This is a genomic window from Nonomuraea sp. NPDC001699 (genome assembly GCF_053596455.1).
On record NZ_JBSFGF010000027.1, the window covers coordinates 1 to 26,271 of the forward strand.

General features: G+C 74.4%; 15 protein-coding genes. 7 read left to right on the top strand and 8 right to left on the bottom strand.

The features are described 5' to 3' along the window. Positions 1–377 precede the first annotated feature (377 nt). The 3 genes from ACWCSU_RS44495 to ACWCSU_RS44505 all read right to left on the bottom strand — a co-directional run bounded on the left by ACWCSU_RS44495 (position 378) and on the right by ACWCSU_RS44505 (position 4,926). Positions 378–2,381, bottom strand: coding sequence for a M14 family zinc carboxypeptidase (locus ACWCSU_RS44495; RefSeq protein ID WP_397044650.1), 2,004 nt, complete (start codon positions 2,379–2,381; stop codon positions 378–380). 103 nt (positions 2,382–2,484) lie between these two features. Then, a complete protein-coding gene (locus ACWCSU_RS44500) occupies positions 2,485–3,420 on the bottom strand; it encodes an alpha/beta fold hydrolase (protein ID WP_449942498.1) in 936 nt (311 codons plus the stop codon). Between the two features lie 87 nt (positions 3,421–3,507). Next, positions 3,508–4,926 (bottom strand): PucR family transcriptional regulator, encoded by a 1,419-nt coding sequence (locus ACWCSU_RS44505; protein ID WP_449942499.1) that lies wholly within the window; start codon positions 4,924–4,926, stop codon positions 3,508–3,510. An 89-nt stretch (positions 4,927–5,015) separates the two neighbouring features. On the opposite strand from ACWCSU_RS44505, the gene ACWCSU_RS44510 reads away from it, so the two are divergent. From ACWCSU_RS44510 to ACWCSU_RS44530, 5 genes are all read left to right on the top strand, one after another. Then, positions 5,016–6,083, top strand: coding sequence for a DUF917 domain-containing protein (locus ACWCSU_RS44510; RefSeq protein WP_449942500.1), 1,068 nt, complete (start codon positions 5,016–5,018; stop codon positions 6,081–6,083). Further along, entirely contained in the window at positions 6,080–7,396 is a 1,317-nt protein-coding gene (locus ACWCSU_RS44515) for a hydantoinase/oxoprolinase N-terminal domain-containing protein (protein ID WP_357705805.1), read from the top strand. The genes ACWCSU_RS44510 and ACWCSU_RS44515 overlap by 4 nt, the downstream gene beginning before the upstream one ends. 84 nt (positions 7,397–7,480) lie before the next feature. Beyond that, complete coding sequence (locus ACWCSU_RS44520; protein WP_357705804.1) at positions 7,481–8,800, top strand: purine-cytosine permease family protein; 1,320 nt, start codon at positions 7,481–7,483, stop codon at positions 8,798–8,800. A 62-nt stretch (positions 8,801–8,862) separates the two neighbouring features. Beyond that, positions 8,863–10,380 (top strand): hydantoinase/oxoprolinase family protein, encoded by a 1,518-nt coding sequence (locus ACWCSU_RS44525; protein WP_364098327.1) that lies wholly within the window; start codon positions 8,863–8,865, stop codon positions 10,378–10,380. Continuing rightward, a complete protein-coding gene (locus ACWCSU_RS44530) occupies positions 10,373–11,437 on the top strand; it encodes a DUF917 domain-containing protein (protein WP_352329660.1) in 1,065 nt (354 codons plus the stop codon). Before ACWCSU_RS44525 ends, ACWCSU_RS44530 begins: the two co-directional genes overlap by 8 nt. Here the strand turns inward: ACWCSU_RS44530 and ACWCSU_RS44535 are convergent. The 5 genes from ACWCSU_RS44535 to ACWCSU_RS44555 all read right to left on the bottom strand — a co-directional run bounded on the left by ACWCSU_RS44535 (position 11,407) and on the right by ACWCSU_RS44555 (position 16,711). Next, the gene (locus ACWCSU_RS44535; protein ID WP_357705802.1) at positions 11,407–11,694 is read right to left on the bottom strand and encodes a YchJ family protein; all 288 of its coding nucleotides are present in this window, start codon (positions 11,692–11,694) and stop codon (positions 11,407–11,409) included. The genes ACWCSU_RS44530 and ACWCSU_RS44535 overlap by 31 nt on opposite strands. Positions 11,695–11,907: 213 nt before the next feature. Continuing rightward, the gene (locus tag ACWCSU_RS44540) at positions 11,908–12,738 is read right to left on the bottom strand and encodes an NAD-dependent protein deacetylase (RefSeq protein ID WP_449942501.1); all 831 of its coding nucleotides are present in this window, start codon (positions 12,736–12,738) and stop codon (positions 11,908–11,910) included. A gap of 42 nt (positions 12,739–12,780) precedes the next feature. Continuing rightward, a complete protein-coding gene (locus ACWCSU_RS44545; protein ID WP_357705800.1) occupies positions 12,781–13,161 on the bottom strand; it encodes a VOC family protein in 381 nt (126 codons plus the stop codon). Further along, a complete protein-coding gene (locus tag ACWCSU_RS44550; RefSeq protein WP_449942502.1) occupies positions 13,158–14,951 on the bottom strand; it encodes an ATP-binding cassette domain-containing protein in 1,794 nt (597 codons plus the stop codon). Before ACWCSU_RS44550 ends, ACWCSU_RS44545 begins: the two co-directional genes overlap by 4 nt. After that, positions 14,948–16,711: an ABC transporter ATP-binding protein gene (locus tag ACWCSU_RS44555; RefSeq protein WP_449942503.1), complete on the bottom strand. Its 1,764-nt coding sequence runs from the start codon at positions 16,709–16,711 to the stop codon at positions 14,948–14,950. The genes ACWCSU_RS44550 and ACWCSU_RS44555 overlap by 4 nt, the downstream gene beginning before the upstream one ends. 280 nt (positions 16,712–16,991) lie before the next feature. Here ACWCSU_RS44555 and ACWCSU_RS44560 point away from each other — a divergent pair, with 280 nt between their 5' ends. After that, positions 16,992–23,006 (top strand): phospholipase A2, encoded by a 6,015-nt coding sequence (locus ACWCSU_RS44560; protein WP_449942504.1) that lies wholly within the window; start codon positions 16,992–16,994, stop codon positions 23,004–23,006. 152 nt (positions 23,007–23,158) lie between these two features. Next, entirely contained in the window at positions 23,159–26,143 is a 2,985-nt protein-coding gene (locus tag ACWCSU_RS44565; protein WP_449942505.1) for a BTAD domain-containing putative transcriptional regulator, read from the top strand. The last annotated feature ends 128 nt before the right edge of the window (positions 26,144–26,271 follow it).

The following is a 26,271-nucleotide window of genomic DNA, read 5'->3' on the forward strand; positions in this document are numbered from 1 at the left end:
CGAAAGAACGCAGGCGAGCAGTCATCAGGTGGTCTCCTTGGTGACGTGGGATCACGAGAGGGGGGTGTGCGCTCGCAGGAGGTGCATCAGTGAACAAGAGAGGTCGTAGCCGGGCGCGATGGCCGTCGGTCGCTACGTGGAGCGCAACGCGGGCGGACCCTGGTCAAGAAAGGGGTCTCTCACCCGCCGATGGGTACAACGTTAACCCAAGAAACGGACAAACGCAAACCAAACACCCCAAAACGGGCAATGATCTACCTCTGAACCGTAAACCCCCGGCAAACAGCCTCAATCACCGTCAAAGCACACCGGGGTATGCGTATGCAAACGACAGGCAAGCCCCGCCCATTCCCCTCATGACCTGGACATACGGCGGATCACCGCTCGCGGTAGTCGGCCGCCACCCCCACGAGCGAGATCAGGCCGGCGGCGAACTCCATCGCCTCGGCGTGCCCCTCCTCGAACGGCGGCTGGAAGCCCACGCCCTCCCACGTCCGCGCCGCCGGGTTCCACAGGTCGGCGCCGACCTCGAAGTCCCAGCCGTAGATGCCGTGGTCGTACCAGAGCTCGTCGGCGGAGTTGCCGGCCGCCGAGTAGAGCACGTCGGTCACGGGGCCGGTCTGCTGCGGCCAGATCACCGTGCCGCGCTCGCCGGCGATGGCCTGCTCGATCGTCCGGGCCGAACGCATGAAGTACGCCTCCTCCTGGGCGCTCGGCCTGGGCAGCGCCACGCGGCCGTCGAGCTTGTACGCCCCGGGCGGCCACATGAAGTACCCGCCGTAGCTGTGCACGTTCATGGCGAACCGGATGTTGCGGTACGTGTCCGCCAGCCACATCACGTTGCGGCTCTCCGGCTCCGAATGCTCGGCCGGACCGGCGTACGTGCCGCTCTGGCAGTTGGCCGAGGCGCCGAAGTAGCCGTCCGACAGGGAGCCCACGGCGTAGTTGCGGTTGACGTCCACGCCCCAGGTGTTGCGCTGCGCCGGGTCGGACTGCGCGGCCGGGCAGTGGTTGGTCATGTTCTTCCGCTGGCCGTTGAAGTCGTAGAAGCTGTAGTTCGCGCCGTCGGGGTTGACCGTGGGGACGATGAAGATGTCGGTGCGCTGCAGCAGCTTGCGGGTGGCGGGGTCGCGGGCGTAGTTGCGCAGCAGCCGCTCGGCCGCCTCGACGGTGACCAGCGGCGCCACCCATTCCCTGGCGTGCTCCTGGGCGTAGGCCAGCACGCCGGTGCGCGAGCCGTCCCGGTGGACGCCGACACGCAGGGCCAGCACCCGCATGGGCTTGCGGGAGACGTCGGCGGGCGCCTTGAGCGAGTCGGTGAGCCGGGTGGCGGGGGCCGCGGCCATGACGCCCGCGCCCGGGTCGGTGCGGTACGTCGCGGCCTTCACGCCGGTGCCCGCCGTGGCGTTGACCGCGGCGACGACCTGGGCGGCGGTGCTGACCGGCGTCCCTGAGCCGTCGGTGGCCAGGCTCACCGTGACCTGCTTGCCGTTCACGCTCACCTGCAGCGGCCGGTCCGGCGCGCCGGGGGCGGCCAGCTCGACGGACAGGTCGTTGCCGCCCTCGGAGCCGTAGGCGTCGGAGGTGACCACGACGGCGGCGCCGGGCGGCGTGCCGATCAGGGCCTGGGCGCGGCGCCGGTAGCCGTTGGTGAGGTTCGGCAGCGGGATGACGTCGGTGAGGGACGGGTAGCGCCGGTGCAGCGCCTGGATCCGCTCGTTGAGCTGGGCGGGCGGCATGTACTGGGTGACGAAGTCCTTCTGGTAGCCCGGCGCCCGGTGGTCGGGGCGTTCGCCGTCGGGCCACTCCCGTACGCGGGCCTCGGCCTTGCCGCCCGTCGCCGAGGTGACCGTGACGCGCTGCGGCTCGACCGTCACCGGGGCCGGCGTGCTGAACTGGTGGCCCATGTAGACCCCGGCGTCCACGAACGGGACCATCGCGACCTGCCCGGTGGCGCCGCGGCGGCCCGTCCAGGTGACGGTGAGCGCGGCCGGCTCGCCCGCGCTGCTGCTCGCCTCGACCGACAGGAAGTACCCGTCGCGGGACTTGTACCAGACGGCCCGTTCGATGACGATCTGGTCCTGCGCGGCGGTGGCCGGAGCCTGCCGGGCCGCGGGCGGCGTGCCGGACGCCAGGCCCACGCCGAACGACCTCAGCTCGGCGAGCTTGCTCGCCGTGAGCACGGCGTCCACCTGGACGCTGCCGTCGGCCTGCGGACGGACCCGCTCGGTCAGGTCGGCGCCGGAGGCGACCAGCCGTTCCATCGCGGCCTTGTCGGGCACGGACAGCGTGACCAGCGAGGCGGGCTCGGGGTCGGCCGGCCCGGCCACCGCCGGCAGCGACGACGGCCCGGAGGCGAGGAACGTCGAGACGACGATCATCAGAATGACTGCGGACGCCCTCAAGCCACGCATTCGGCTCCTCCAGGATCACCGGTGTCCCGATCATTGAAAGCCGACTTGACCGAACCGGCAAGACCCAGTTTCACCGTCCGGCGGAGGCGGCGATCTCCCGGATCGCGGCGACGACGAGCTCCGGCTGCCGGTACTGCACGTAGTGCTCGGAGGTTCCGGCCACGACCACGCGGCCGCGCCTGGACCGGGCCGCCAACCGCCGGGCCTGGTCCAGGGCCTCCGGCGGCCCGCCGGAGGGGATGACGACCACGACCGGCGGCCCGCCCCGCTCGGCCGCCGCCGCGTCGGCGACCTCCCGCGCGCTGTCGAGCGAGGCCCACGCCTCGGCCCTGGCGGCGGCCATGCTGCCCGGCCCGTAGACGACGGGGGCGGCGGCGCGGCCCGCGGGGGTGGCGTCGCCGGGCACCAGGAGATCCCCCGCCAGCCGGAGCAGGCCGATCCTGGCCAGCGCCTGGTTGGCGGTGAGCTGGGCGGCCACCAGCGGCCTGGACACCCGCATGGCCGCCGCGGCCCCCTCGTCGGTGGCGTCGATCAGCACCGCGCCCGCCGTGAGCTCCCGGTACCGGGCGGCGAACAGGCGGACGATCTCGCCGCCATAGGAGTGCCCGGCCAGGACGTACGGACCGGGCTCGCCCGCGGCGGCGAGCAGCGCGCGCAGTTCCGCCGCCGCCCGGCCCGCGGTGCGCGGCTCTGGGCCGTCCTCGCTCCAGGCGTAACCGGCCCGGTCGTAGGAGCACACGCGCAGCCCGGTGGACAGCCGCCGCTGGACCACCTCCCAGCTCGCGCCGGACTCGACCAGGCCCGCCTCCAGCACGACCACCGGGCCGCCGGAGCCCGTGCAGCGCAGGTGGAGGCGGTGGCCGCCGACGTCCACCAGACGGCCCGGCGGCGGGTAGCGCGCGGCGTCCCCGCGGCGGGCGGCGGTCTCGTAGCCGAGGCCCGCGCAGGCGACCGCCAGCACCAGGCCGGCGAACCAGGTGAGCGGGCGGCGCGCTCTCACGATCATGTCCCCGAATCTAGGGACCGGGCCGCCGGGTTTCCTCGTCCTGGCGGGCGAACGCGGGCTGGGAGCAGGGTCCCGGGGCGCCGTCCTTCAGCGGGAGGAGGCCGCGCGGCAGGCGAGCTGGAGGGCCAGGCGCTGCCGGGGGTCGTCCAGGTCGGCCTGGAGCAGGGTCTCGATGCGGCGCACGTTCCTGCTGACGGCGTTGCGGTGCAGGTGCAGCTCCTCGGCGGCGCGGGCGGGCGAGCCGTTGTGGTCGAGGTAGGCGCGCAGGATGGCCAGGAGGTGAGCGGCCCGCTCGCCGCCGAGGTCGAGGATCGGCTGCAGCAGTTCCCTGACGGCGTGCTGGGCGGCGTCGGAGGCGTACCATTCCTCCAGCATCCGGTCGAGACCGGCCAGGTCGTAGGTGGCCAGCGGCAGGGAGCTGCGGCGCAGGGCCGTACGCGCCTCGGAGGCAGAGGTGCGCAGGCCGACCAGGCCCTGGTGGGCGGTGCTGACCCCGCAACGCAGCTCGGCGCCCGCCGGGCGGACCCGGTCCAGCAGACGGGCGGCGTCGCGCACCGCCTCCCGCAGGCCCGCCCTGCCCTGGTCGCGGCGCTGGCTGCGGACCACGATGAGCGCGTCCCCGGCGAGCGCGGCGTTCCAGGCGGCGCCGCCCAGCTCGCGGGCCGCGCGCACGGCCCGCGAGGCGACGGTCTCCAGCAGGGCGTAGCGTTCCTGGCCGCCGGCCGCCGGGTCGTCCGTGGCGGTGTCTCTCGCGCTGTCCGTCGGGGGTTCCAGGCGCAGGACGACGTGCCAGTCGTCGATCGGCAGGCCCAGGGCCCTGGCGCGGGGGGCCAGCTCCTGGGCCTGCTTCTCGGGGGCGACCAGCAGCTCGGTGAGGAGCTGGGCGCGGGACCGTCCGGGCAGCTCGTCGGACGGGCCCGCGGCGGCGGCCAGGGCGGCGAGCCTGAGGACGATGCCGGCGGCCCGCTCGAAGTGCGTGCCGGCGGGGTCGTGCGCCCCGACGGCGAAGGCGCCGCCGTCGGCCTGGACGGGAAGGCCCAGGGCGGCCCCGGCCGCCTCGGCGATGCGCTCGGGGACGCCGCCCGCCCGGGCCACGGCCTCGGCGGCGCGCGCCGTACGGACCAGCGCCTCGGCGGCGTCGCCCGCGATGGCCCGGTCGATGGCCACCGCCAGCTCCGCCAGGTCGCCGTCGCCCGCCAGCAGCGCGACGCCGCCGCGTTCGGCCAGCGCGGCGGCGCTCCGGTCGACCGCGTTCCCCGTGCCCTCCGTGCTCTCCCCAACCGCCGCGGTGAGCACGAGCGCCACGGCGCCGGCCGCGGCGGCGTCGCGCAGCGCGACGTCGAGCCGGTAGCCGGCCGCCTGCCGCGAGGCCGCGCCCGTCAGGACCAGCACCGACCCCGGCGGCTGGCCCGCGATCAGGCCCAGGTCCTCGACCAGGCGCACGCCCGAGGCCGCCGCCGGCGCGCCCGGCCCGGCCAGCGGGCGCAGCTCTTCCAGCAGGAACATGCCATCAGTGTGCCATCGGCACACGAAGCCCGCCAAAAAGGTGCTGCCGGAACATCCGGCTTTACCTGCGGCTTCGTAACCTCGTCAGCATGGACCTCGACACCGGGCTGTTGCCCGCCTTCGCCCGCGGCTGCGCCGTGCTCGGCTCGGGCGGCGGCGGCCCCGTGACCATCGCCCGCGCCGCGGCGCTGCAGGCGCTGGAGGACCACGGGCCGGTGCGCGTCGTCCAGCCCGCCGAGCTGGACCCCGAGCTGCTGGTCATGCCCGTGGGCACCGCGGGCTCCTCGGCCGTCATGTCCGAGCGCGTCGGCGGCACCGACGAGCCCGTCTACCTGCGCGACAAGATCGAGGAGCTGTACGGCGCGCCCGTCGGCGCGGTGCTGGCCAGCGAGATCGGCGGCGCGAACGGCTGCCTGGCGGTGGCCTGGGCGGCCCGCGTCGGGCTGCCGCTGGTGGACGCCGACGGCATGAGCCGCGCCTTCCCCCGCATGGACCAGACGGTGATGCAGCTGCGCGGCATCGCGCCCACCCCCGCCGTGCTGTGCGACGAGCGCGGCCGGACCGTCGTCGTCGACCGGGTGACCGGCGGCTGGCTGGAACGCCTGGTACGGGCGTCGCTGGAGGCGTTCGGCGGCCAGGTCGCGACCAGCGAGTACATCATGCGCGGCGGCCAGGTGGCCGCCTCCACCGCGCTCGGCTCGGTCACCCGGGCCGTGCGCCTGGGGACGCGGCTGCCCGACCCGCTGGTCACCGGCAAGGTCGCGGAGACGGCCGGGTCGATCCTCGTCGAAGGGCTCGGGCCCGACCAGGGGCGGCTGGTCCGCATCCAGGCGGGCAGCGAGTTCCTGGCCGTCATCGAGGACGGCCGCCCGCTGGCCGTGGTGCCCGACGTGATCGCGATGCTGGACACCCGCACGGGCGAGGTCGTCCAGGCCGAGCAGGTCCGGTACGGGCTGCGGGTCAGCGTGGTGCGCCTGCCCTGCGACCCGGTCTGGCACACCCCCGAGGGGCTGCGGCTGGCGGGGCCCGCCGCGTTCGGTCTCACCGGCCTGGCCGCCCCTCCCCCACCGGCCGCCTCCCCGTCTCCCGCGACGCCGGAAACCCCGGCGGGCACGGCCTTGAGCCCCTCCCCCACCGAACGGGAGGCGGGGACGTGAGGGCCGGGGTGGACGTCGGGCCGACCAACACCGACGCGGCCGTCGTCGCCGACGACGGCGCCGTGCGCGCCACCGTCAAGATCGCGTCGATCCCCGGCGACCCGGTGGCCAGCGTGCGCGCCGCGCTGCGACGCCTGCCCCTGGACGGCGGGCCGACCCAGGTCGCCGTCGGCCTGCGCGGCGCCGCCACCGCCGTGACCAGGCGGTCCGGGCTGCGCAGGGTCGCCGTGCTGCGCATCGCCGGCGTCTCGGCGACCGCGGTGCGCCCGCTGTCCGGCTGGCCGCCCGACCTGCGCGCCGCGGTGAACGCGGGCACCGCCGTCGTGGACGGCGGCGGCGGCCTCGACCTTGAGGACCGCACGCCACTCGACCGGGACGCCGTGGCCCGCTTCGCCGCGAGCGTGGCGGGCATCGCGCAGGCCGTCGCCGTCGCGGGCCTGTTCTCGCCCCTGGACGGCGAGCAGGAGCGCGAGGCCGCCGAGATCGTCCGGTCGGAGCTGGGCGGCGGCGTGCCGATCGCGCTGTCGGCCGACCTGGGCTCGCTCGGCCTGCTGGAACGCGAGAACGCGACCGTGCTGGACGCCGCCCTGTCGGGGTTCGCGGGCGCGGTCTCCGGCGGGCTGGCCGCCGCGCTGGCGGGCCTGTGCCCGGGGGCGGCGGCGTTCGTGACCCGCGGCGACGGCACGCTGATGAGCCTGGAGCACCTGGCCCGCCATCCCGCGCTCAGCCTCGGCAGCGGCCCGGCGAGCGTGCTGCGCGGCGCCGGCGCGCTGACCGGACTCGGTGACGCGGTGGTCGCCGACGTGGGCGCCGCCCGCGTCCGCGTCGGCGTGCTGGCCGGCGGCTACCCCGAGGAGGCCGTGGGCGGCGCGGACATCGGCGGCGTGCCCGTCGGGCTGCGCATCCCCGGGCTGATCAGGGTGCCGCGGCCGGTCGACCCGCAGGAGCTGGCCGAGGCCGTGGACCGGCTGCAGCCGGGCGCCGGGCTGCTGCCGCTCGTGGTCGTGGGCGGCGGGGAGCAGGCCGTGCCCGAAGGGCTGCATCCCGCGCACGGGCCGGCCGCGGGCGCCATCGGCGCGGCGGTCAGCCCGGTCGGCGGCCAGTACGAGCGGATCGTCCGCCTGCCCGACCGCTCGGCGCTGTCCGCGGCGCTCGAACCCGTGGCCGAGGAGGCCAGGGCGGCGGCCGTCCGCGCCGGGGCCGATCCGCGGCGGGTGCGGCTCATCGGCGTGGAGGAGATCCCGCTCGCCTACCTGCCCGGCCCGTTCGTCCGGCTGCGCGCCCGCGCCGCCGGGCCGCCCTCGCTCCTGTGACCACCCGCCCGCCCTGAGACCACCTGCTGTGACCGCCCGCTCGTGAGCCCCCGCCACGACCCCCCGACGCGAAGGAAGACCGCCATGACCGACTCCGACTACCCCCTGGAGCGGGTGCCGCAATCGGCCCGCTACTCCTGGTTCAACGTGGCCGTGCAACGCTTCGGCCAGCTCTCCGACCTGACGCAGTTCCTGCTGGGCGCCACGCTCGGCGCCGGGCTGTCGTTCTGGGGCGCGTTCTGGGCGTTCACGCTCGGCTCGGTGATCCTGGAGGTGGTGTGCATCTTCGTCGGCATCGCCGGGATGCGCGAGGGCCTGTCCACCTCCATGCTCGCCCGCTGGACCGGCTTCGGCCGGTACGGCTCCACGATCATCGGGGTGATCATCGCCCTGAGCCTGTTCGGCTGGTTCGGCGTGCAGACCGCGGTCTTCGCCTCGGGCCTGCACTCGATCATGTCCTGGCTGCCGCTCTGGGTGTGGGCCATGATCGCGGGCATCGGCGTGACGCTGCTGGTCATCCGGGGGTTCAAGGCGATGGGGATGACGGCGTTCATCACCGTGCCGGCGTTCCTCGGCCTGGCCGGCTGGGCGATGTGGGTGGAAATTTCGCGACATGACCTGGGGTCGCTGGTGGCGTCGCCGCCGTTCGGCGAGCCGATCAGCATCGCGACCGGCGCCACCATCGTGGCCGGCTCCTACATCATCGGCGCGGTCACCACGCCCGACATGACCAGGTTCAACCGCAACACCGGCGACGTCGTCAAGCAGACCCTCGTCGGCATCTCCCTCGGCGAGTACGTGCTCGGTCTGGCCGGCGTGCTCCTGGCCTACGCGGTCAAGTCCTCGGACGTGATCGCGATCATCACGGCGTCCTCCGGCGTGATCGGCGTCATCGTCCTCATCTCGGCCACCGTGAAGATCAACAACTGGAACCTGTACTCCGCCGCGCTCGGCCTGCTCAACGCCGTGGAGTCCACGATCGGGGTGCGACTGAACCGGGTCGCCGTCACCGTCGGCATCGGCGTGCTGGGCAGCGTGCTGGCCGCCGCCGGGATCCTGGAGCGCTTCACCGACTTCCTGCTGATCCTCGGCGTCATCACGCCGCCCGTGGCCGGGATCATGGTCGCCGAGTACTTCGTGGTGCGGCGCTGGCGTCCGGTGCTGGACGCCTCGCGCGCCACGGGCACGCTGCCCGAGACCGAGCCGACCTGGGTGCCCGCCACGCTGGTCATCTGGGGCGCCTCCGCGCTCGTCGGCTGGCTCAGCGACCACTACCAGTGGATCGGCATCCCGGCCCTGAACTCCCTGATCCTCGCGGGCCTGGGCTACGTCGTCGCGGGCCGGCTCGGCCTGGTCCGCGGCACCCGCGAGGTCCCCGTCGAGCGGCCCGCGCTCACCGTCTGAGCCTCACCGCCTGAGCGCTCACCGTCTGAGCCTCACCGTCTGAGAAGAGAGAGTCCTCCCTGATGCGTATCGGCATCGACGTGGGCGGCACCAACACCGACGCCGCCCTCATCGGCGACGACGGCCAGGTGCTGGCCACCGTCAAGTCCCCCACCACCGCGGACGTCACGGGCGGCGTCGCCGCGGCCCTGGCCGGCCTGGGCGCCACCCGGGTGTCCGCGGTGATGATCGGCACCACCCACTTCGTCAACGCCCTGGTGGAGGCCGCGCGGCTGGAGCCGGTCGCGGCCGTCCGGCTGGGCCTGCCCGCCACCGCCGCGCTGCCGCCGATGGTGGACTGGCCCGAACGCCTGCGCCAGGCGGCCGAGGGCGCGGTCTACCTGTGCCACGGCGGCTGCGAGTACGACGGCGCCCCCATCTCCGCCCCCGACCCGGACGAGCTGCGCGGCGTCGCCGCCGACATCAGGCGGCGCGGCCTGCGCACGGTCGCGATCTCCTCGGTCTTCTCCCCGGTGAGCGACGCCCACGAGCGGCAGGCCGCGGAGATCCTGGCCGCCGAGCTGGGCCCGGAGGTGCACCTGTCGCTGTCCTGCGAGATCGGCCGGGTCGGCCTGCTGGCCAGGGAGAACGCCACGATCGTGAACGCGGCCCTGCGCCCGCTGGCCGACCGCACCGTGGCCGCCTTCGGCGAGGCGCTGCGGGTGGCCGGGATCGACGCGCCGCTGTTCCTGTCCCAGAACGACGGCACGCTCATGGACGTGGACCAGGCCCGCCGCTACCCGGTGGCCACGTTCGCGTCGGGGCCGACGAACTCGATGCGCGGCGCCGCGTACCTGTCGGGGCTGACCGACTGCGCGGTGGTGGACATCGGCGGCACCACCTCCGACGTGGGCATCCTGGTCGGCGGCTTCCCGCGCGAGGCCGCCGGGGAGGCGCTGGTCGCCGAGGTGCGCACCAACTTCCGCATCCCCGACGTGCTGTCGATCGGCATCGGCGGCGGCTCGCTGGTCGCCGAGGACGGCACCACCGGCCCGCGCAGCGTCGGCTACCGGCTGACCGAGGAGGCGCTGGTGTTCGGCGGCGGCACGCTGACCGCCACCGACCTGGCCGTGGCCGCCGGGCTGGCCGACATCGGCGACCGCGCCAAGGTCGCGCACGTGGACCCGCAGCGCCCGCTCAAGCTCATCGCCGAACGCGTCTCGGAGGCGGTGGACCGCATGCGCACCTCGTCCGCGCCGCTGCCTGTCGTGCTGGTCGGCGGCGGCAGCGTGCTCATCCAGGACCTGCCGGGCTTCGACGACGTGCGCCGCCCGGCGCACTTCGAGGTGGCCAACGCGGTCGGCGCGGCCATCGCCCAGGTCGGCGGCGAGGTGGACCGGGTCTTCTCCGGCCCGCGCGAGCGCATCCTGGAGGAGGCCAAGAGCGAGGCGATCATCCGTGCCGAGCGCGGCGGCGCCCGCGCGGGCAGCGTGCGGATCGTGGACGTGGAGGAGCTGCCGCTCGCCTACCTGCCCGGCGACGCCACCCGGATCAGGGTGAAGGCCGTCGGCGACCTGGACCTGGAGAAGATCGATGCGTGAGATCGGAATCGACCGGCTGGACGACATGGCCCGCGGGGCCGGCATCCTCGGCACCGGCGGCGGCGGCGACCCGTACGTGGGCAAGCTGCTGGCCCGCGAGGCCATCCGCAGGCACGGTCCCGTGCCGCTGGTGGCCATCGACGAGGTGCCCGCGGACGCCACCGTCGTGGCGGTCTCGGGCATGGGCGCGCCGACCGTGCTGCTGGAGAAGCTGCCGGCGGGCACCGAGGAGCTGACCGCGCTGCGCGCCCTGGAGGCGGTGCTCGGGCGTCCGGCCACGCACATCGTGCCGATCGAGGTCGGCGGCGTGAACTCGATGATCCCGATCGCCGCCGCCGCGCAGGCGGGCCTGCCGATCGTGGACGGCGACGCCATGGGCCGCGCCTTCCCCGAGGCGCAGATGGTGCTGCCGACGCTGATCGGCGTGCCGAACACGCCGATGGCCCTGGCCGACGACAAGGGCAACACGCTGGTGCTGGAGACGGTCTCCAACGTGTGGGCCGAGCGCCTGGCGCGGGCGGCGTGCGTGCAGATGGGCTGCCAGGTCTCCTGCGCCGACACCGTCATGCGCGGCGACCAGCTGCGCGACGGTCTCGTGCCGGCCACGCTGACGCTGGCCGAGGACCTGGGCCGGGCCGTGCGGCTGGCCCGCGCGGGCCACGCCGACCCGGTGGCGGCGGCCCTGGACGTGCTGGGCGGCCTGAAGCTGTTCACCGGCAAGGTCGTGGACGTGGAGCGCCGCACGACCGGCGGCTTCGCCCGCGGCCAGGCCCGCCTGGAGGGCACCGGCACGCTGGAGCTCAGCTTCCAGAACGAGCACCTGCTGGCCCGCCGGGACGGCGAGATCGTGGCCACCACGCCCGACCTGATCTGCGTGCTGGACACCGACTCGGGCGAGCCGGTCACCACCGAGGCCATGCGCTACGGCCTGCGCGTCACGGTCATCGCCGTGCCCTGCGACCCGCGCTGGACGTCGCCGGGCGGGCTGGAGCTGGCCGGGCCGCGGTACTTCGGCTACGACTGCGACTACCGGCCGCTCGCGACGACCCCGGCGTAGACCCAGCGCCCGTCGAGCCGGACGAACCTGCTGTGCTCGTCGAGCACGCCCGGCACCCGCCGGTTGACGAAGTGGGCGCGGAAGCGCACGGTGCCCTCGGTGTGGACGGGGCTGCCGCCGGTGCTCTCCAGCACCTCCAGCTCCACCCAGGCGACCTTCCTGTCGAGGTCGAGGCGGGCCGGGCGGTCGGCGGGGTGCCAGGTGGCCATGAGGTAGGACTCGTCCCCTACGGCGAACGCGCTGAACCTGGACCGCATGAGCGACTCCGCGGTGGGGGCCGACCCCTCACCGCGGTGGTATCTCCCGCAGCAGTCCGCGTAGGACGCGGGCAGACCGCAGGGGCATGGACGAGGAGGCATGCCCCCCATTGTGCCGCCCCCGCACCGCCCCTGCGCCGTTCCGCACCACCCCCGCGCCACCTCCGTGCCGCCCCCGTGCCGCCCTGCGGTCCGCCGGGTGCGGGTGTGGGGTCAGAGCCGGGCGGTCAGCTCGGTCAGGGTCGCGCCGAGCGGGGCGTCGAGCAGGAGGGTGGCGTCGGCGTCGGCGCCGGTGGGGCCCTGGTTGACGATGGCGACGGGCAGCCCCAGCTCGGCGGCCCTGGTGACGAAGCGCAGCCCCGACCTGATCGCCAGCGACGACCCCAGCACGAGCAGCGAACGCGCCCCGTCCACGAGGGCGAAGCACTCCGCCACCCGATCCCTGGGCACGTTCTCGCCGAAGAAGATCACGTCTGGCTTGAGCAGGCCACCGCAGGAGACGCAGTCGACCACCCGGAACCCGGCGACCTGCGCGTCGGTGAGGGCCGCGTCGCCGTCGGGGTTGGCGTGGCCCTCGGCGGCCCAGCGCGGGTTGGCCGCGCTGAGCCGGCGCTCCAGCTCGGCGCGCGGGGTGCGCTCCCGGCACGACAGGCAGACGACGCGGTCGAGGCCGCCGTGCAGCTCGATCACCCGGCCGGCGCCGGCGGCCTGGTGGAGGCCGTCGACGTTCTGCGTGACGATGCCGGCCAGCAGGCCGCGCCGCTCCAGCTCGGCCACCGCGCGATGGCCGGCGTTGGGCGCGGCCCGGCCGATCTGCCGCCAGCCGACGTGACTGCGCGCCCAGTAGCGGCGGCGCGCCTCGGCGCTGCCGGTGAAGCGCTGGTACGTCATCGGCTCGGCGCGCCGGGACCGCCCGGTCGGCCCCCGGTAGTCGGGGATGCCCGACTCGGTGGACAGCCCGGCGCCACTGAGCACCACGACGCCGCCGCCGGAGACCAGCTCGGTCAGCGACGCGATCGCCGGTGACGTCACGGGCGCCGTCACGGGTGCTGTCGCAGTTTCTTGCACACCATCCATGATGCCCGGTCAGAGATAGTTGCTGAGCTCGACCAGGTTCCCGTCGGGGTCGCGCAGGTAGACGCTCCGGATGGGACCGAGCGCGCCCGTGCGCTCCACCGGCCCCTCCTCGATGCCGACGCCGTGGGCGGCCAGCTCGTCCATGACCGTCTCGATGGGGTCGGCGGTGATCAGGCACAGGTCGGCGCTGCCCGGCGCGGGCCGGGCGGCCTTCGGCTCGAACTCGTGGCCGGCCTCGTGCAGGTTGATCTTGCTCTGCCCGAACGCCAACGCCCGCCGCCCTTCTCCGAACGTCACCGCCTCCATCCCCAGCACCGTGGTGTAGAAGCGCACCGCGGCCTCGACGTCGGCGACGGTCAGCACCAGGTGGTCCAAGCGGTCGATCCTCATGTGGTCCCTCGTTCCTCGATCGTTTCCCCGTTCCATAGTCTGCGCATCTCGGGGCTGGTGCGCAGCAGCTCCGGCAGCGTCCCGTGACCGGCGACGCGGCCCCGGTCGAGGACGACCACCTGGTCGGCGCGTTCGAGCGCGGCCCGGCGGGTGGAGACCACGAGCAGGGTGGCGGGGCCGTGCCGGGCGACGCGCTCCCACAGCAGGTTCTCGGTCCCGACATCCAGGGCGGACGACACGTCGTCCACGACGAGCAGCTCGGGGGCGCGGACCAGGGCGCGGGCGGCGGTGGCCCGCTGTGCCTGGCCGCCGGACAGGCGCACGCCCCGGGGGCCGACGACGGTCTCCAGGCCGTCCGGCATGGCGGCCAGGTCCTCCTCGAAGGCGGCCAGCTCCAGGGCACGGCCCAGGTCGTCGCCGCCCGCGGGCAGGCCGAGGAGCAGGTTCTCGCGCAGGGTCTCCGAGAACAGGCGCGGGATCTGGCTCGCGTACGCCGCCCGTCCCGGCACCAGGAACGAGCCGGGGTCGGGCACCGGGCGGCCGTTCCAGGTGATCGTCCCGGCGTCGAGGGGCAGCAGGCCGAGCAGGGCGCGTACGAGTGTGGTCTTGCCCGCGCCGACGGCCCCGGTGACGACGGTGAACGTGCCGCGCGGCAGCGTCAGGTCCACGCCGTGCACGCCGCGCCCGCCGGGGTGCCGCACGGTCAGCCTCCGTGCCTCCAGCACCTCCAGCACCTCGCCGACCGGGGGCGTCTGCGCAGGAGGGGGCGGTGGGGTGTGGCGGAGGTGGAGGGTGCGGTCGCGGGTCAGGTCGGCGGCGTCCTGGTGCGGGGCGAGCAGCGCCGTCAGCCGTTCGGCCGAGACCTCCGCCCTGGGCAGGCGGTACAGGACGGAGCCGATCGTGCGCGGCAGCGCCGTCAGCCAGCCGACGTAGCTGGTGAACAGCGCCAGGTCGCCCACGGTGAACTCGCCCCGCCGCATCGCCCCGGCGGCCAGCAACAGCACGATGCCGACGCCCAGCTCGACCGTGGTGCCCGTGGCGGCCTCCATCAGGTCGGTGGCCAGGCGGCTGCGTACGGCGGCGTCGCGGCGGCGGGCGTTGAGCGTACGCAGCCGGTCCAGCGCCGCCCGCTCGGCCCCGGCCGTCTTGATCGCGAGCACGCCGCCGAACAGCTCGCCGACGAAGGCCGTCACGCCCGCGCCCAGCTCCCTGGCCCGCTGGTGCCGCCGCCCGACCACCCGTCCCATGAGCCTGCTCAGCAGGCCGATCGCGAGCATCGGCACGACCAGCGTCACGGTGACGACGGGGTCGATCGAGACCATGACGGCCAGCGCCGCCCCGCCGAACAGCACGCCTCCGGCCAGGGGGACCGACTCGTCGGCGAGCTCCACCAGCTCGGCCACGTCGTCGCGCAGCCGGGCCAGCGACTCGCCCGGGGAGCTCGGCAGGCGGGCGGCGACCGGGCCGCGCGCCGTCAGCACCGAGCCCAGCACGTTGGCGCGCAGCAGGGTGGCCGCCGCGTCCCACCAGTAGGAGCCGTAGGCCCAGGCGAACGTCAGGACGACGCCGCGCAGCAACTCGACGCCCGCGAACGCCGCGCACAGCCACAACGACTCGCGCAACGTCGCCGGGCTGTGCCCGCTGACCTGGTCGAAGAGCTGCCGCAGCACCAGCCCGCCGCCGAGCGGGAGCACGTGGACCGGCAGCCACAGCAGGATCTGCAGCACGTACAGGCGCGGGTCGAAGCCGATCAGGCGGCCCGTCACGCCCAGGGCCCGGCGCGGGCTCATCGGCTCACCCCCGCGGCGTCCAGGAGCCTGCCGAACCTGCTGTGCGGGTCGGCGGCCAGGTCGGCGCGGCGGCCGTACTCGACGAGCTTGCCGCCGTCCAGCACGGCGACCTTGTCCACGTGGGCCAGGGAGGAGAGCCGGTGGGCGATGAGCACGCCGGTCCGCCCGTCCAGCAGCCGCCGTACGCCGTCCTCGACGTGCCGTTCGGTGGCCGGGTCGAGCCTGCTGGACGCCTCGTCGAGAATGACCAGACCGGGGTCGGCCAGGAACGCCCGCGCGAAGGCGAGCAGCTGTGCCTCGCCGGCGGACAGGCCGCCGGGTTCGCCGTCGAGCCCGCCGGGCAGGGCCGCCAGCCAGCCGCCCAGCCCCACCCCGGCCAGCACGTCCCGCAGGCGGTCGTCGTCGTCACCGGAGAGCGCGCCGAACAAGGTGAGGTTGTCGCGGACGCTGCCGGCGAACAGCCGGACGTCCTGGGTGACCACGCCGACCCGGCGGCGCAGCGACTCCGGGTCTGCCTCACGCAGGTCCAGACCGCCGAGCGCGACCGTGCCGCCGGTCGGGTCGTACAGGCGCAGCAGCAGCTTGGCGAGGGTGGTCTTGCCGCTGCCGGTGCGTCCCACCAGGCCCAGGCGTTCGCCGGGGGCCAGGGTGAGGGTGATGCCCGACAGCGTGGTCTCGCCGTCGTCGGGATAGGCGAAGCTCACGTCGTCCAGCCGCAGGGCGAGCGCGCCGGAGGCGGGCAGCGTCCGGGGCGCGGCGGGCGCGGGCAGCGCGGGCCGCTCGGCCAGCAGGGCGCCGATGCGGGCGAACCCGGCCAGCGCCCCCTGGAACTGCCTGAGCTGGTCGATGAGCCGCTCGAACGGCGTGCGGATCATCATCGTGTACTGGAAGAGCAGCACGGCGGCCCCGACCGTGAGCGCGCCCGCGTCCAGCAGCCAGGCGGCCAGGGCCAGCATCAGCGCGGTCCCGGCCGCGAACGCCACGTTCGTGGCCGCGAGCAGGCCGCCCGCGATGCGGGAGCCGTGCCACTCGGCGCGGAACCAGGCCCCGGCCACCTGGTGGAAGCGGCCGAGCGCGTGCCGGCCCGCGCCGTTGGCCCGCAGGTCCTCGGCCCCGGCCAGCCGCTCTTCGAGGTGGCCGTAGAGCGCGGCGCTCGCCTCCCGCGACCGGGTCGCCGACGGCACGGCGAGCCGCTGCGCGACGGCCATCCCGAGCCCGGCCGCCAGGCAGTACGCCAGCAGCGCCGCGCCCAGCCGCCAGTCGACGGTGAACACGACGGCGAGCACGCCGGCCAGCAGCAGCAGCCCGGCCACGACGTCGAGCACGAAGGCGACGACGAAGTCGGCCACGGCCGCCACGTCGCCGTCCACGCGTTCGATCAGCTCGCCGGGCGAGTGGCGGGCGTGGAAGGCCAGGTCGAGGCCGAGCACGTGCCCGGCCAGGTGTTCGCGCAGGTGGTTGGTGCCGTCCCAGGCCAGGCGGCCGGCGAGCCACGCGGCGGCCATGCGGGCGGCCTGACCGGCGGCGGCCAGGGCGAGGTAGCCGAGCGCGATCAGGATCAGGTGGCGCAGCCCGGCGCCGCCTGCGGCGTCGTCGACGAAGCGGCGGGTGATCTGGGGCGCGGCCAGCGGCAGCGCCGTGGCCGCGGCGGTGGCGGCGGCCAGCGCGAGCGCGGCGCGCGGGCCGGGGAGCAGGTGGCGCAGCGCCTGCCGGGCGGGTCTATCTACATGCGGAAACGTCTCGGTACGCGGAGATGTCAAGAAGCGTCATGCCCTCTGAATAGGTGGGATTCCTGTGCTGAAAGGTCATGAACGCTGCTCTCATCGTGCCGCTCCTCCGGCCGGTTACTGGTGCCGCCGGGAAGTACAACAGCCGCCCGCGCCGCGCCGCAACGGGTTTTCGGCCGTCTACGGGATCTATACGCCGCCTATACAGCCGCTGATCACGCTGAGCACCGAACAGCCTTACACCCCCCGCGGAGGTTGGACGGTGTTGAAGAAACGCAGGCGGCTGACTCCCTTACCGCCGATCCTCGTCCTGTTGCTGACGTCCACGGCCCTCGCGCCGCTCCCCGCGCGGGCCGCCCCGCCCGCGCCCGCCAAGGCCGCGGCGACCGCGGTCTGCCCGGACGAGATGCCCACCGAGATCTCCGCCCGGCTGGCCGCCACGGTCTGCGGCAAGCGGATCAAGGCGGTCTCGCTGACCACCGAGACCGACGAGTTCTTCGTCAACCCGGCCGGCACGGTCACCCAGGAGCACCGCTACCGCCCGGTCCGGGTCAGGCGGGGCGAGGCGTGGGTGCCCGCCGACCCGACGCTCGCCCTGGACCAGGACGGCACGGTGGCGCCGAAGGCCGCCGCGGTCTCCTACCGCTTCTCCGGCGGCGGCGACGGCCCGCTGGTGACCGCCACCGAGCGGGGCACCCGGCTCAGCCTCGGCGCGCCGCTCGGCGCCCTGCCCAAGCCGGTGCTGGACGGCGCCACCGCCACCTACCCCGAGGTGCTGCCGGGCGTGGACCTGGTGCTGACCGCGGACGTGGACGGCTTCGCCGAGAAGCTCGTCGTCAAGACCCGGCAGGCGGCGGCGAACCCGGCGCTGAAGGAGCTGACGTTCGCCACGTCGGTGAAGAAGGGCGAGGCCAGGACCGACAAGCACGGCAACGTCTCGATCCTCGACGCCGAAGGCGAGCCGGTGTTCGGCTCGGCGGCCCCGGAGATGTGGGACGCCGCCACCGAGTCGGCCATGACCCGCAACCCGGCCACCCCGGCGCTGGCCGCCCAGCCGGGCCGGCGGGCCAGGATGGGCGTGCGGCTGTCGGGCCGCGAGCTGCGCGTCACCCCCGACGCCGCCCTGCTGGCCGACCCCGCCATGGTCTTCCCGGTGACGATCGACCCGAGCTTCACCTCGGCCAAGTCCGGCTGGACGTACGTGGACTCGGCCTATCCCACCAGCGCGTACTGGAACTCGACGAACGACGCGACGGCCGGCACCAGCAACGGCGGCGGCTACAAGCGGCGCTCGTTCTTCAACATGGGCCTGTCGGGCCTGGCCGGCAAGCACATCACGGCGGCCACCTTCAACATCAAGGAGACGTGGGCCTGGTCCTGCTCGGCGCGGAACGTCGAGCTGCACAGGACCGCCGCCGTCGGCTCGGGCACCACGTGGAACAACCAGCCCGCCTCGAACCTGAACGTCGGCGCCAAGAACGTCGCCTACGGCTGGTCGTCGGCCGGTCAGGGCGGCGCGTCGACCTGCCCGGCGGCCTGGGTCGGCTGGGACGTCACCAGCGCCGTGCAGAGCGTGGTGAGCGCGAACGGCACGTCGGTCACCTTCATGGTCAAGGCCGGGAGCGAGACCGACAACTACTACTGGAAGCGCTTCGCCAACAACCCGAACATCGCCATCACCTACAACTCGCTGCCGGGCACGCCGTCGGCCCTGGCCGTCGCGCCCTGCTCGGTGTGCGCCAGCCCGGCCATGGTGGGCGCGGCGCAGCCGACGCTGTCGGCCAAGGTGAGCGACGCCGACGGGCAGGCGCAGCGGGCCGACTTCGAGGTCTGGACGGCCGACCACGCGACCAAGGTGACCGGCGGCTCGGCCGCGAACGTCGCGAACGGCGCCACCGCGTCCTGGAAGGTCGGCACGGCCCTGGCGAGCACGTCCTACGCCTGGCGGGTGCGCTCCCATGACGGCACCGACTACGGCCCCTGGTCGGCCTGGTTCGCGTTCACGGTGGACGCCGCCCCGCCGCCCGCCCCCGAGGTGTCCTCCGGCGACTACCCCGAGGACGCGTGGGCCAAGGGCGCCGGTCAGGCCGGCCAGTTCACCATCACGCCGGCCTCGGCCGACGTGTCCTCGGTGTCGTGGTCCTTCGACGGCGGCACCCAGCAGTCGGCGGCGAGCACCGGCTCCCCGCACACCGTGAGCTGGACGCCGCCCGCCGACGGCCCGCACACCCTCAAGGCGTGGGTCAAGGACAAGGCGGGCAACCTGTCGGAGGCGACGACGTACGCGTTCAACGCGGGCGGCTCGGCGGTCACCTCGCCCAAGGACGGGCAGTCCACCGCCCGCCGGACGGTCCTGGCGGCGACGGGCAGCGCGGGGCTGAGCGCGGTCACCTTCTCCTACCGGCGCGGCGAGGCCGACTCCTGGCACCAGGTGCCGGCGGCCGACGTGCGCAGGAAGTCCGACGGGTCGGCGGTCGCCTGGCCGGTGGCGATGAGCGCGGGCGCCTCGCCCGAGCTGGTCTGGGACACCACGCACACGCTGACCGAGGACGGCTCGATCGAGATCAGGGCCGAGTTCACCACCTCCTCGGGCACGGCCGCCTCCCAGCCGGTGGACCTGGTCGTGGACCGGGACGGCGAGGGCGCCTCCACCCAGCCGGTCGGTCCGGGCTCGGTCAACACGCTCACCGGCGACTTCAGGATGGCCGCGACCGACGCCAATGTGTATGGCATCGGCCTGATGCGCTCGTTCTCCTCGCGTGACCCGCGCAAGGGCTCGGCACTGCCGGGCGTGGCGGCCGTCTTCGGCACCGAGTGGACGCCGACCGGGCTCGCCCAGTCGGGCCAGGGCACGTTCGCCCAGCTCCGGGCCACCTCCTCCACCTCGGTGGAGCTGAGCGGCGAGGGCTCGGCGCTGGCCTTCACCAAGAACGCCGACGGCTCGTACGAGCCGCAGCAGGACGCGGCGAGCCTGAAGCTGACCTTCGACGCCGCGGCCGACCGCTACACCCTGTCGGACACGAACTCGGCCGAGCGCACGGTGTTCGCCAAGGTGGACGCCGCGGCGCCGATCTATCTGGTGCGGGCGGTCTACCCGGCCAGCGGCAAGGGCAGCACGGCGTTCGTGTGGCAGTCGGTGACCGGCTCCGACGGCAAGGCGCTGGCCCGGCCGGTCAAGATCATCGCGCCGTCGTACACGCAGGCCGACTGCGACGTGGACACGCTGGCGAGCCTGCCCCAGGGCTGCCGGCTGATCAAGCTGGACTACGCCGCGACCACGACCGCGGGCGCGCAGCTCGGCGACGTGGCCGGGCAGGTCAAGGCGATCAGCCTGTGGGAGGGCGGCGCGAGCGCGCCGATGGGCCTGTCGGAGTACCGCTACGACGACCTGGGCCGCCTGCGCGAGCAGTGGAACCCGGCCACCCCCGAGATCAGGACGCGCTACGACTACGACCTCGGCGGCCGGGTGAACCGCTACACCCCGCCGGGCGAGCTGCCGTGGACGTTCACCTACGGCAAGGCGGGCAACGCCGACACCGCCGCGGACGGCATGCTGCTGGCCGTCTCCCGGCCCACGCTGCGGCCCGGCACGCCGAGCGAGACGAACGGCACCGCGGTCACGTCGGTGGTCTACGACGTGCCGATCAGCGGGGCCGGGGCGCCGTACGGGCTGGGCGAGACGGCCACGGCCGCCTGGGGGCAGAGCGACTCCCCGGTGGACGCGACCGCGATCTTCCCGGCCGACCAGGTGCCGGCCAACCACACCGGGCGGGGCGGGCTGGCCGCCTCCGACTACGGCCGCGCCACGATCACCTACCTGAACGCCTCCGGCCAGACGGTCAACCGGGTGGAGCCCGGCGGCGCGGTCTCGACCAGCCAGTACGACGCGCAGGGCAACACGGTGCTGTCGCTGTCGGCGGGCAACAGGGCGCTCGCCCTCGGGCAGTCGCCGAACGCCGGGACCGAGCTGACCCGGCTCGGGCTGCTCAACGCCTCGACCGCCGACCGGGCGCGGCTGCTGGCCGAGGAGTCCGCCTACAGCTCCGACGGGCAGCGGATGGTCTCCGAGCTGGGCCCGCTGCACCTGGTCACGCTGAACGGCACGCAGGCCGCGGCCAGGAAGCACACGGTCAACACCTTCGACGAGGGCCGGCCGGCCGACGCCAAGGTGTCGAACCTGGCCACGACGGTCGCGGTGGGCGCGTACGTGCCCGGCGCGGCCTCCGACGCCGACGTGCGGACGAACCGGACGTACTACGACTGGAACACCGGTAAGAGCGTCAAGACCGTGGAGGACCCCGGCGGTCTGGCGATCACCAAGACGACCGTGTACGACTCCGACGGCCGGGTGGTCGCCACCACGATGCCGAAGTCGTCCGGCGACGACGCGGGCACCACGACCAGCGAGTACTACACCGCCGACGGCACCGGCGCGTGCGGCGGCAGGGCCGAGTGGGCCGGGCAGCTGTGCCGGACGAAATCGAAGACGGGCGTCGGCGACAACGGCACCCGTCCGGCCGAGCTGGTCACCAAGGTGTACGCCTACGAGCCCGGCGGCCGCGTGTCGTCGGTGACCGAGACGGCCAACGGGGTGACCAGGACCACGACGACCACGTACAACCCGGCGGGCGACATCGTCAAGACCGTCGTGAGCGGCGGGGCCGGCACGGCGGTGCCTGAGGTGAGCACCACCTACGACGCGGCCGGACGGGCCGTCAGGACCACGGCCTCCAACGGGACCGTGATCACCCGCGAGTACGACGCGCTGGGCCGCCAGACGGCCTACACCGACGCCGACGGCGGCGTGACCAGGGTCGAGTACGACGCCCTCGACCGCATCACCAAGAAGACCGACGGCGCCCCCTCGACGGTCACCTACGCCTACGACGACGTGCGCGGCGCGCTGGCCACCATGACCGACTCGGTGGCCGGGACGTTCACCGCCACGTACACCGTCGACGGCTCGATCAGCCACGAGAACCTGCCGGGAGGCATCTCCTACGACCTCACCCGCGACCCGTCGGGCGCGCCCTCCGCCCGCGTCTACCAGACCGCGGCCGGGGTGCGGCTGCTGGACGACTCGGTGACCTGGTCGATCCACGGCCAGCAGGTCACGCACAACGGGCTGTCCGCGCAGAAGATCGGCTACGACAAGCTGGGCAGGATCGCCTCGGTGGACGACACCGTCAGCGGCACCTGCTCGCGCCGGGCCTACGGCTACGACGCCAACTCCAACAGGACCGGGCTGACCACGAGCGCCTGCGACGGCTCGGGGGCGGTCACCGAGAACCACGCCTACGACGGCGGCGACCGGCTGGCCGACGCCGGCTACGAGTACGACGCCTACGGCCGCACGACGGCCACGCCGGCCGGGCTGAAGGCGGAGTACTACACCACCGACCTGGTCAGGCAGATGACGTCCGGCTCGGTGCGGCAGTCGTACACGCTGGACCCGGAGCTGCGCCGCAACACCACCACGCTGGAGCAGCTGTCCGGCGGCACGTGGAGCCCGGCCGGCAAGCGGGTCGAGCACTTCGACGCCGACGACGACACGCCCGCCTGGGTCGTGGAGGGCGGCGCCGTCACCAGGAACGTGCACTCCATCTCCGGCGGCCTGGCCGCGGTCACCTCGGCGACCGGGGACGTGCGGCTGCAACTGACGAACCTGCACGACGACATCAACGTGGTCTACGCCGGCGGAGTGCCGCTGGCGCTGGACTTCGACGAGTTCGGCAACCCGCGCGCCGGCCAGCCGGCGATGCGGTACGGCTGGCACGGCGCGGCCGAGCGGGCCGCCGACACCCCCGACGGCACGATCCTCATGGGCGTCCGGCTCTACCAGCCCAAGCTGGGACGGTTCCTGCAGACCGACCCGGTGGAGGGCGGCAGCGCCAACGCCTACGACTACGCCAACCAGTCGCCGACCTCCAACGCCGACCTGGACGGCAAGAAGTGGTACTGGTGCACCAACTTCTGGCACTTCGCCTTCAACCACTGCGGCGTCAGCTACGCCTACTACCACGGGAGCTGGCGTTACGTGCAGTGGAAGAAGACGCCGGCCGGCTGGTGGGTGCGCGGCGTGTACTACGACTACTGCACCAAGTCCCCCGACAAGCCGCTCGGCTACGACTTCCGCCAGGCGTGCATGATGCACGACTACGGGTACGCCCTGCGCAACATGGGGTACGTCCATAGCAAGTACCAGGTGGATTACATCTTCTACTACGTCCTGTACTGGGGCGTCTGCTCCCACTACTTCTTCAAGGGGACATGTCGCAGCATCGCGTACGCGTACTTCCTTTCGGTGGTCGCCTTCGGCCACCCGTGACCTAGGATGAGCCACCGGCGGGAGCTACCACGAAAGGCTCCCGCCGGTGCCCTTTTCTCCCGGTCGGCACAGGGTTGACGGGAGTCGGACGTTGATGCACATTGAAGCAGCTTTGATCTTCCTTGTGCACCAACGTCCTTGCCGGGAGCGCGATGGAGTTCGCCGTACTTGGGCCGCTTCACGTCTCGGGTGACCAAGGGCCGCTGCCGCTCGGCGTCGGCAAGCAGCGCACCCTGCTGGCCGAGCTCCTGTGCCGGGCCGGCCGCCCGGTCTCCCCCGCCACCCTCGTCGAGGCCCTGTGGCAGCAGCGCCCGCCACGCACCGCCGCCGACAACCTCCGCCTGTACGTCCACCAGCTCCGCCGCACGCTCGGCCAGGACCGCATCACCCGCACCGACGCCGGCTTCGTCCTGGCCGTGCACCCGGGCGAGCTGGACGCCGAACGCTTCGAGACCCTGGCCGGCCGGGGCGGCGCCGCGCTGACCGGCGGCGACCACGAACGGGCCGCCGCGCTGCTGCGCCAGGCGCTGGAGCTGTGGCGCGGCCCCGCGTACGCGGGGCTGAACCTCACCGCCGGGCTCCGCGACCACGCCCGCCGCCTGGAGGAGGAGCGCCTGGCGGCGCTGGAGCAGCGGATCGAGGCGGACCTGGCCCGCGGCCTGCACGCCGTGCTCATCGCGGAGCTGACCGAGCTGGTCGCCGAGCACCCCCTGCGCGAACGCCCGCGCCGCCAGCTCATGCTCGCCCTGGCCAGGTCAGGACGGCAGGCCGAGGCGCTGGCCACCTACCGCGAGGCCCGCCGGGTGTTCGCCGCCGAGCTGGGCCTCGACCCCGGCGACGAGCTCAACCGCCTGCACCAGGCCATCCTCACCGGCACCCTCGACCCGGCCCCCGCCGGCGCCGCGACGCCCGCCGCGCGGCCGCCCGCCCAGCTCCCGACCGACATCTCCGACTTCACCGGCCGCGACGAGCAGCTCGCCCAGCTCGCCGCCCTCCTCGGCGACGAACCGCCGCAGGGCCCCGGCCAGGTGCGCATGTGCGTGATCGCGGGCATGGGCGGCGTCGGCAAGACCACGCTGGCCGTGCACGCCGCGCACCGCATCGCCCGCCACTACCCCGACGGCCAGCTGCACACGAACCTGCACGGCGCCGAGGCCAGCCCCGCCGACCCCGGTCAGGTGCTGGCCGCCTTCCTCACCGCGCTCGGCGTGCCGCGCTCCACCCTGCCCGAGACCGTGGACGAGCGGGCCGCGCTGTTCCGCAGCAGCCTGGCCGAGCGGCGCATGCTGATCGTGCTCGACAACGCCGCCTCCGAGCAGCAGGTGCGCCCGCTGCTGCCCGGCACGTCCGGCTGCGCCGTCGTCATCACCAGCAGGGCCAGGCTGAGCGGCCTGTCCGGCGCGGCCCTGATCGAGCTGTCGGTGCTGCACCTGCGGCAGGGCGTGCGCCTGCTGGCCAGGATCGCCGGCGCCGGACGCGTGCAGGCCGAGCCCGAGGCGGCGGCGGAGATCGTCCGGCTCTCCGACGGGATCCCGCTGGCCGTACGGGTGGCCGGGGCCCGGCTGGTGGCCCGGCCGCACTGGCCGCTGACCCGGCTGGCCGGCCAGCTCAAGGACGAGCGGCGGCGGCTCGACCAGTTCGCGACCGGCGACCTGGCGGTCCGGGCCAGCCTGGCGCTCAGCTACGTGGGGCTGGAACCGGCCGCGCGGCGGGCCTTCCGGCTGCTCGGCGCGCTGGAGGTGCCCGACTTCGCCGGATGGGTGGCGGGCGCGCTGCTGGACGTGCCCGTACCGGTGGGTGAGGAGCTGGTGGAGTCGCTGGTGGACAGCCAGCTCGTGCTGATCAGCGGCGTCGACCCGGCCGGGCAGCCGCGCTACCGCTTCCACGACCTCGTCCGCCTGTACGCCCGCGAGCGCGCCGAGCTGGAGGACCGGCCCGAGGCGGTCGCGGCGGCGCTCGGCCGGGCCTTCGGCGGCTGGCTCGCGCTGGCCGAGCAGGCGACCGAACGCGTCCAGGGCAGCTCCTCGGCCATCATCCACGGCTCGGCCGCGCGCTGGAGCTCGCCCGACGGCACGCCGTGGGAGATCCGGCAGGACCCGATGGCCTGGTTCGACACCGAACGCACCGCGCTGGTCGCGGCGATCCGGCAGGCGTGCGCGCTCGGCCTGGCCGAGGTCGCCTGGGACACCGCCTGCTGCGCCGAACGCTACTTCGACGTGAGCGGCCTGTTCGACGACTGGCGGGCGCTGCACGAGCGGGTGCTGGCCGCGTGCCTGGCCGCCGGCGACCGGCTGGGCGAGGCGGTGATCAGGCGCGGCCTCATGCACGCCACCACCTGGACCGAGACCGGCGAGGCCATGGCCGCCCAGTACGACGGCGCCGAACAACTCATCGCCCTGTTCACCGACCTGGACGAGCGGCGCGGCCTGTCGGACGCGTACGTGCTGCGCGCCTGGGGCGAGGCCGCCAGGGGCGACATGGCGCAGGGCCTGCGCTCGGGCCGCCTCGCGCTGGAACTGGCCGAACGCAGCGGCCACCAGGGCGGCGAGGCCAGGGCGCACGTGTGCATGGCCGTGGCCTACGGCACCAGGGACATCAAGATGGCCATCGTCCACCTGCTGCGCGGCCTCGACCTGGCCGCCAAGCTCGGCAACCCGCGTTTCGAGGCCACGACCCTGCAGTTCCTCGGGCTCGCCCACGCCCACGCCAAGGAGTTCGAGGCCGGGCTGGAGTACATGGTCCGGGCGCTGGCCATCTACCGGCAGATCCGCGACCCGCTGCTGGAGGCGATGGGCCTGGTCGCGCTGGCCAAGCTGTACGCCGGGCACCACGACCCGCGGGCCAGGGCGGTCGCCGAGGCGGCCGAGCTGCTGAGCCGCTCCCACCGGCTGGCCCACCACCGGGCCGACGCGCTGTGGGTGCTGGGCGGGGTGGACCTGGCCGAGGGCCGGGTGGACGAGGCGGTCACGCACCTGGAGGAGTCGGTGCGGCTGTGGCGCACGCGGGGGTGGCAGGAGTTCCTGGCGGGGGCGCTGGGCAGCCTGGCCGAGGCGTACACGGCGGCGGGCGACCACGCGGCGGCGGCCACGGCCCGCCTGGAGGCCGAAGAACTCGCCGGCTCCCCGCAGCCGGGCTGAGCCAGGCGGCCCGCCTGCTTGCCTGTTCTCCCCAGGCGGGTCGAGCCGGACGCTTGCCTGTTCTCCTCAGGCGGGTCGAGCCGACGCTTGCCTGTTCTCCTCAGGCGGGTTGAGTAGGTGAGCGCTCG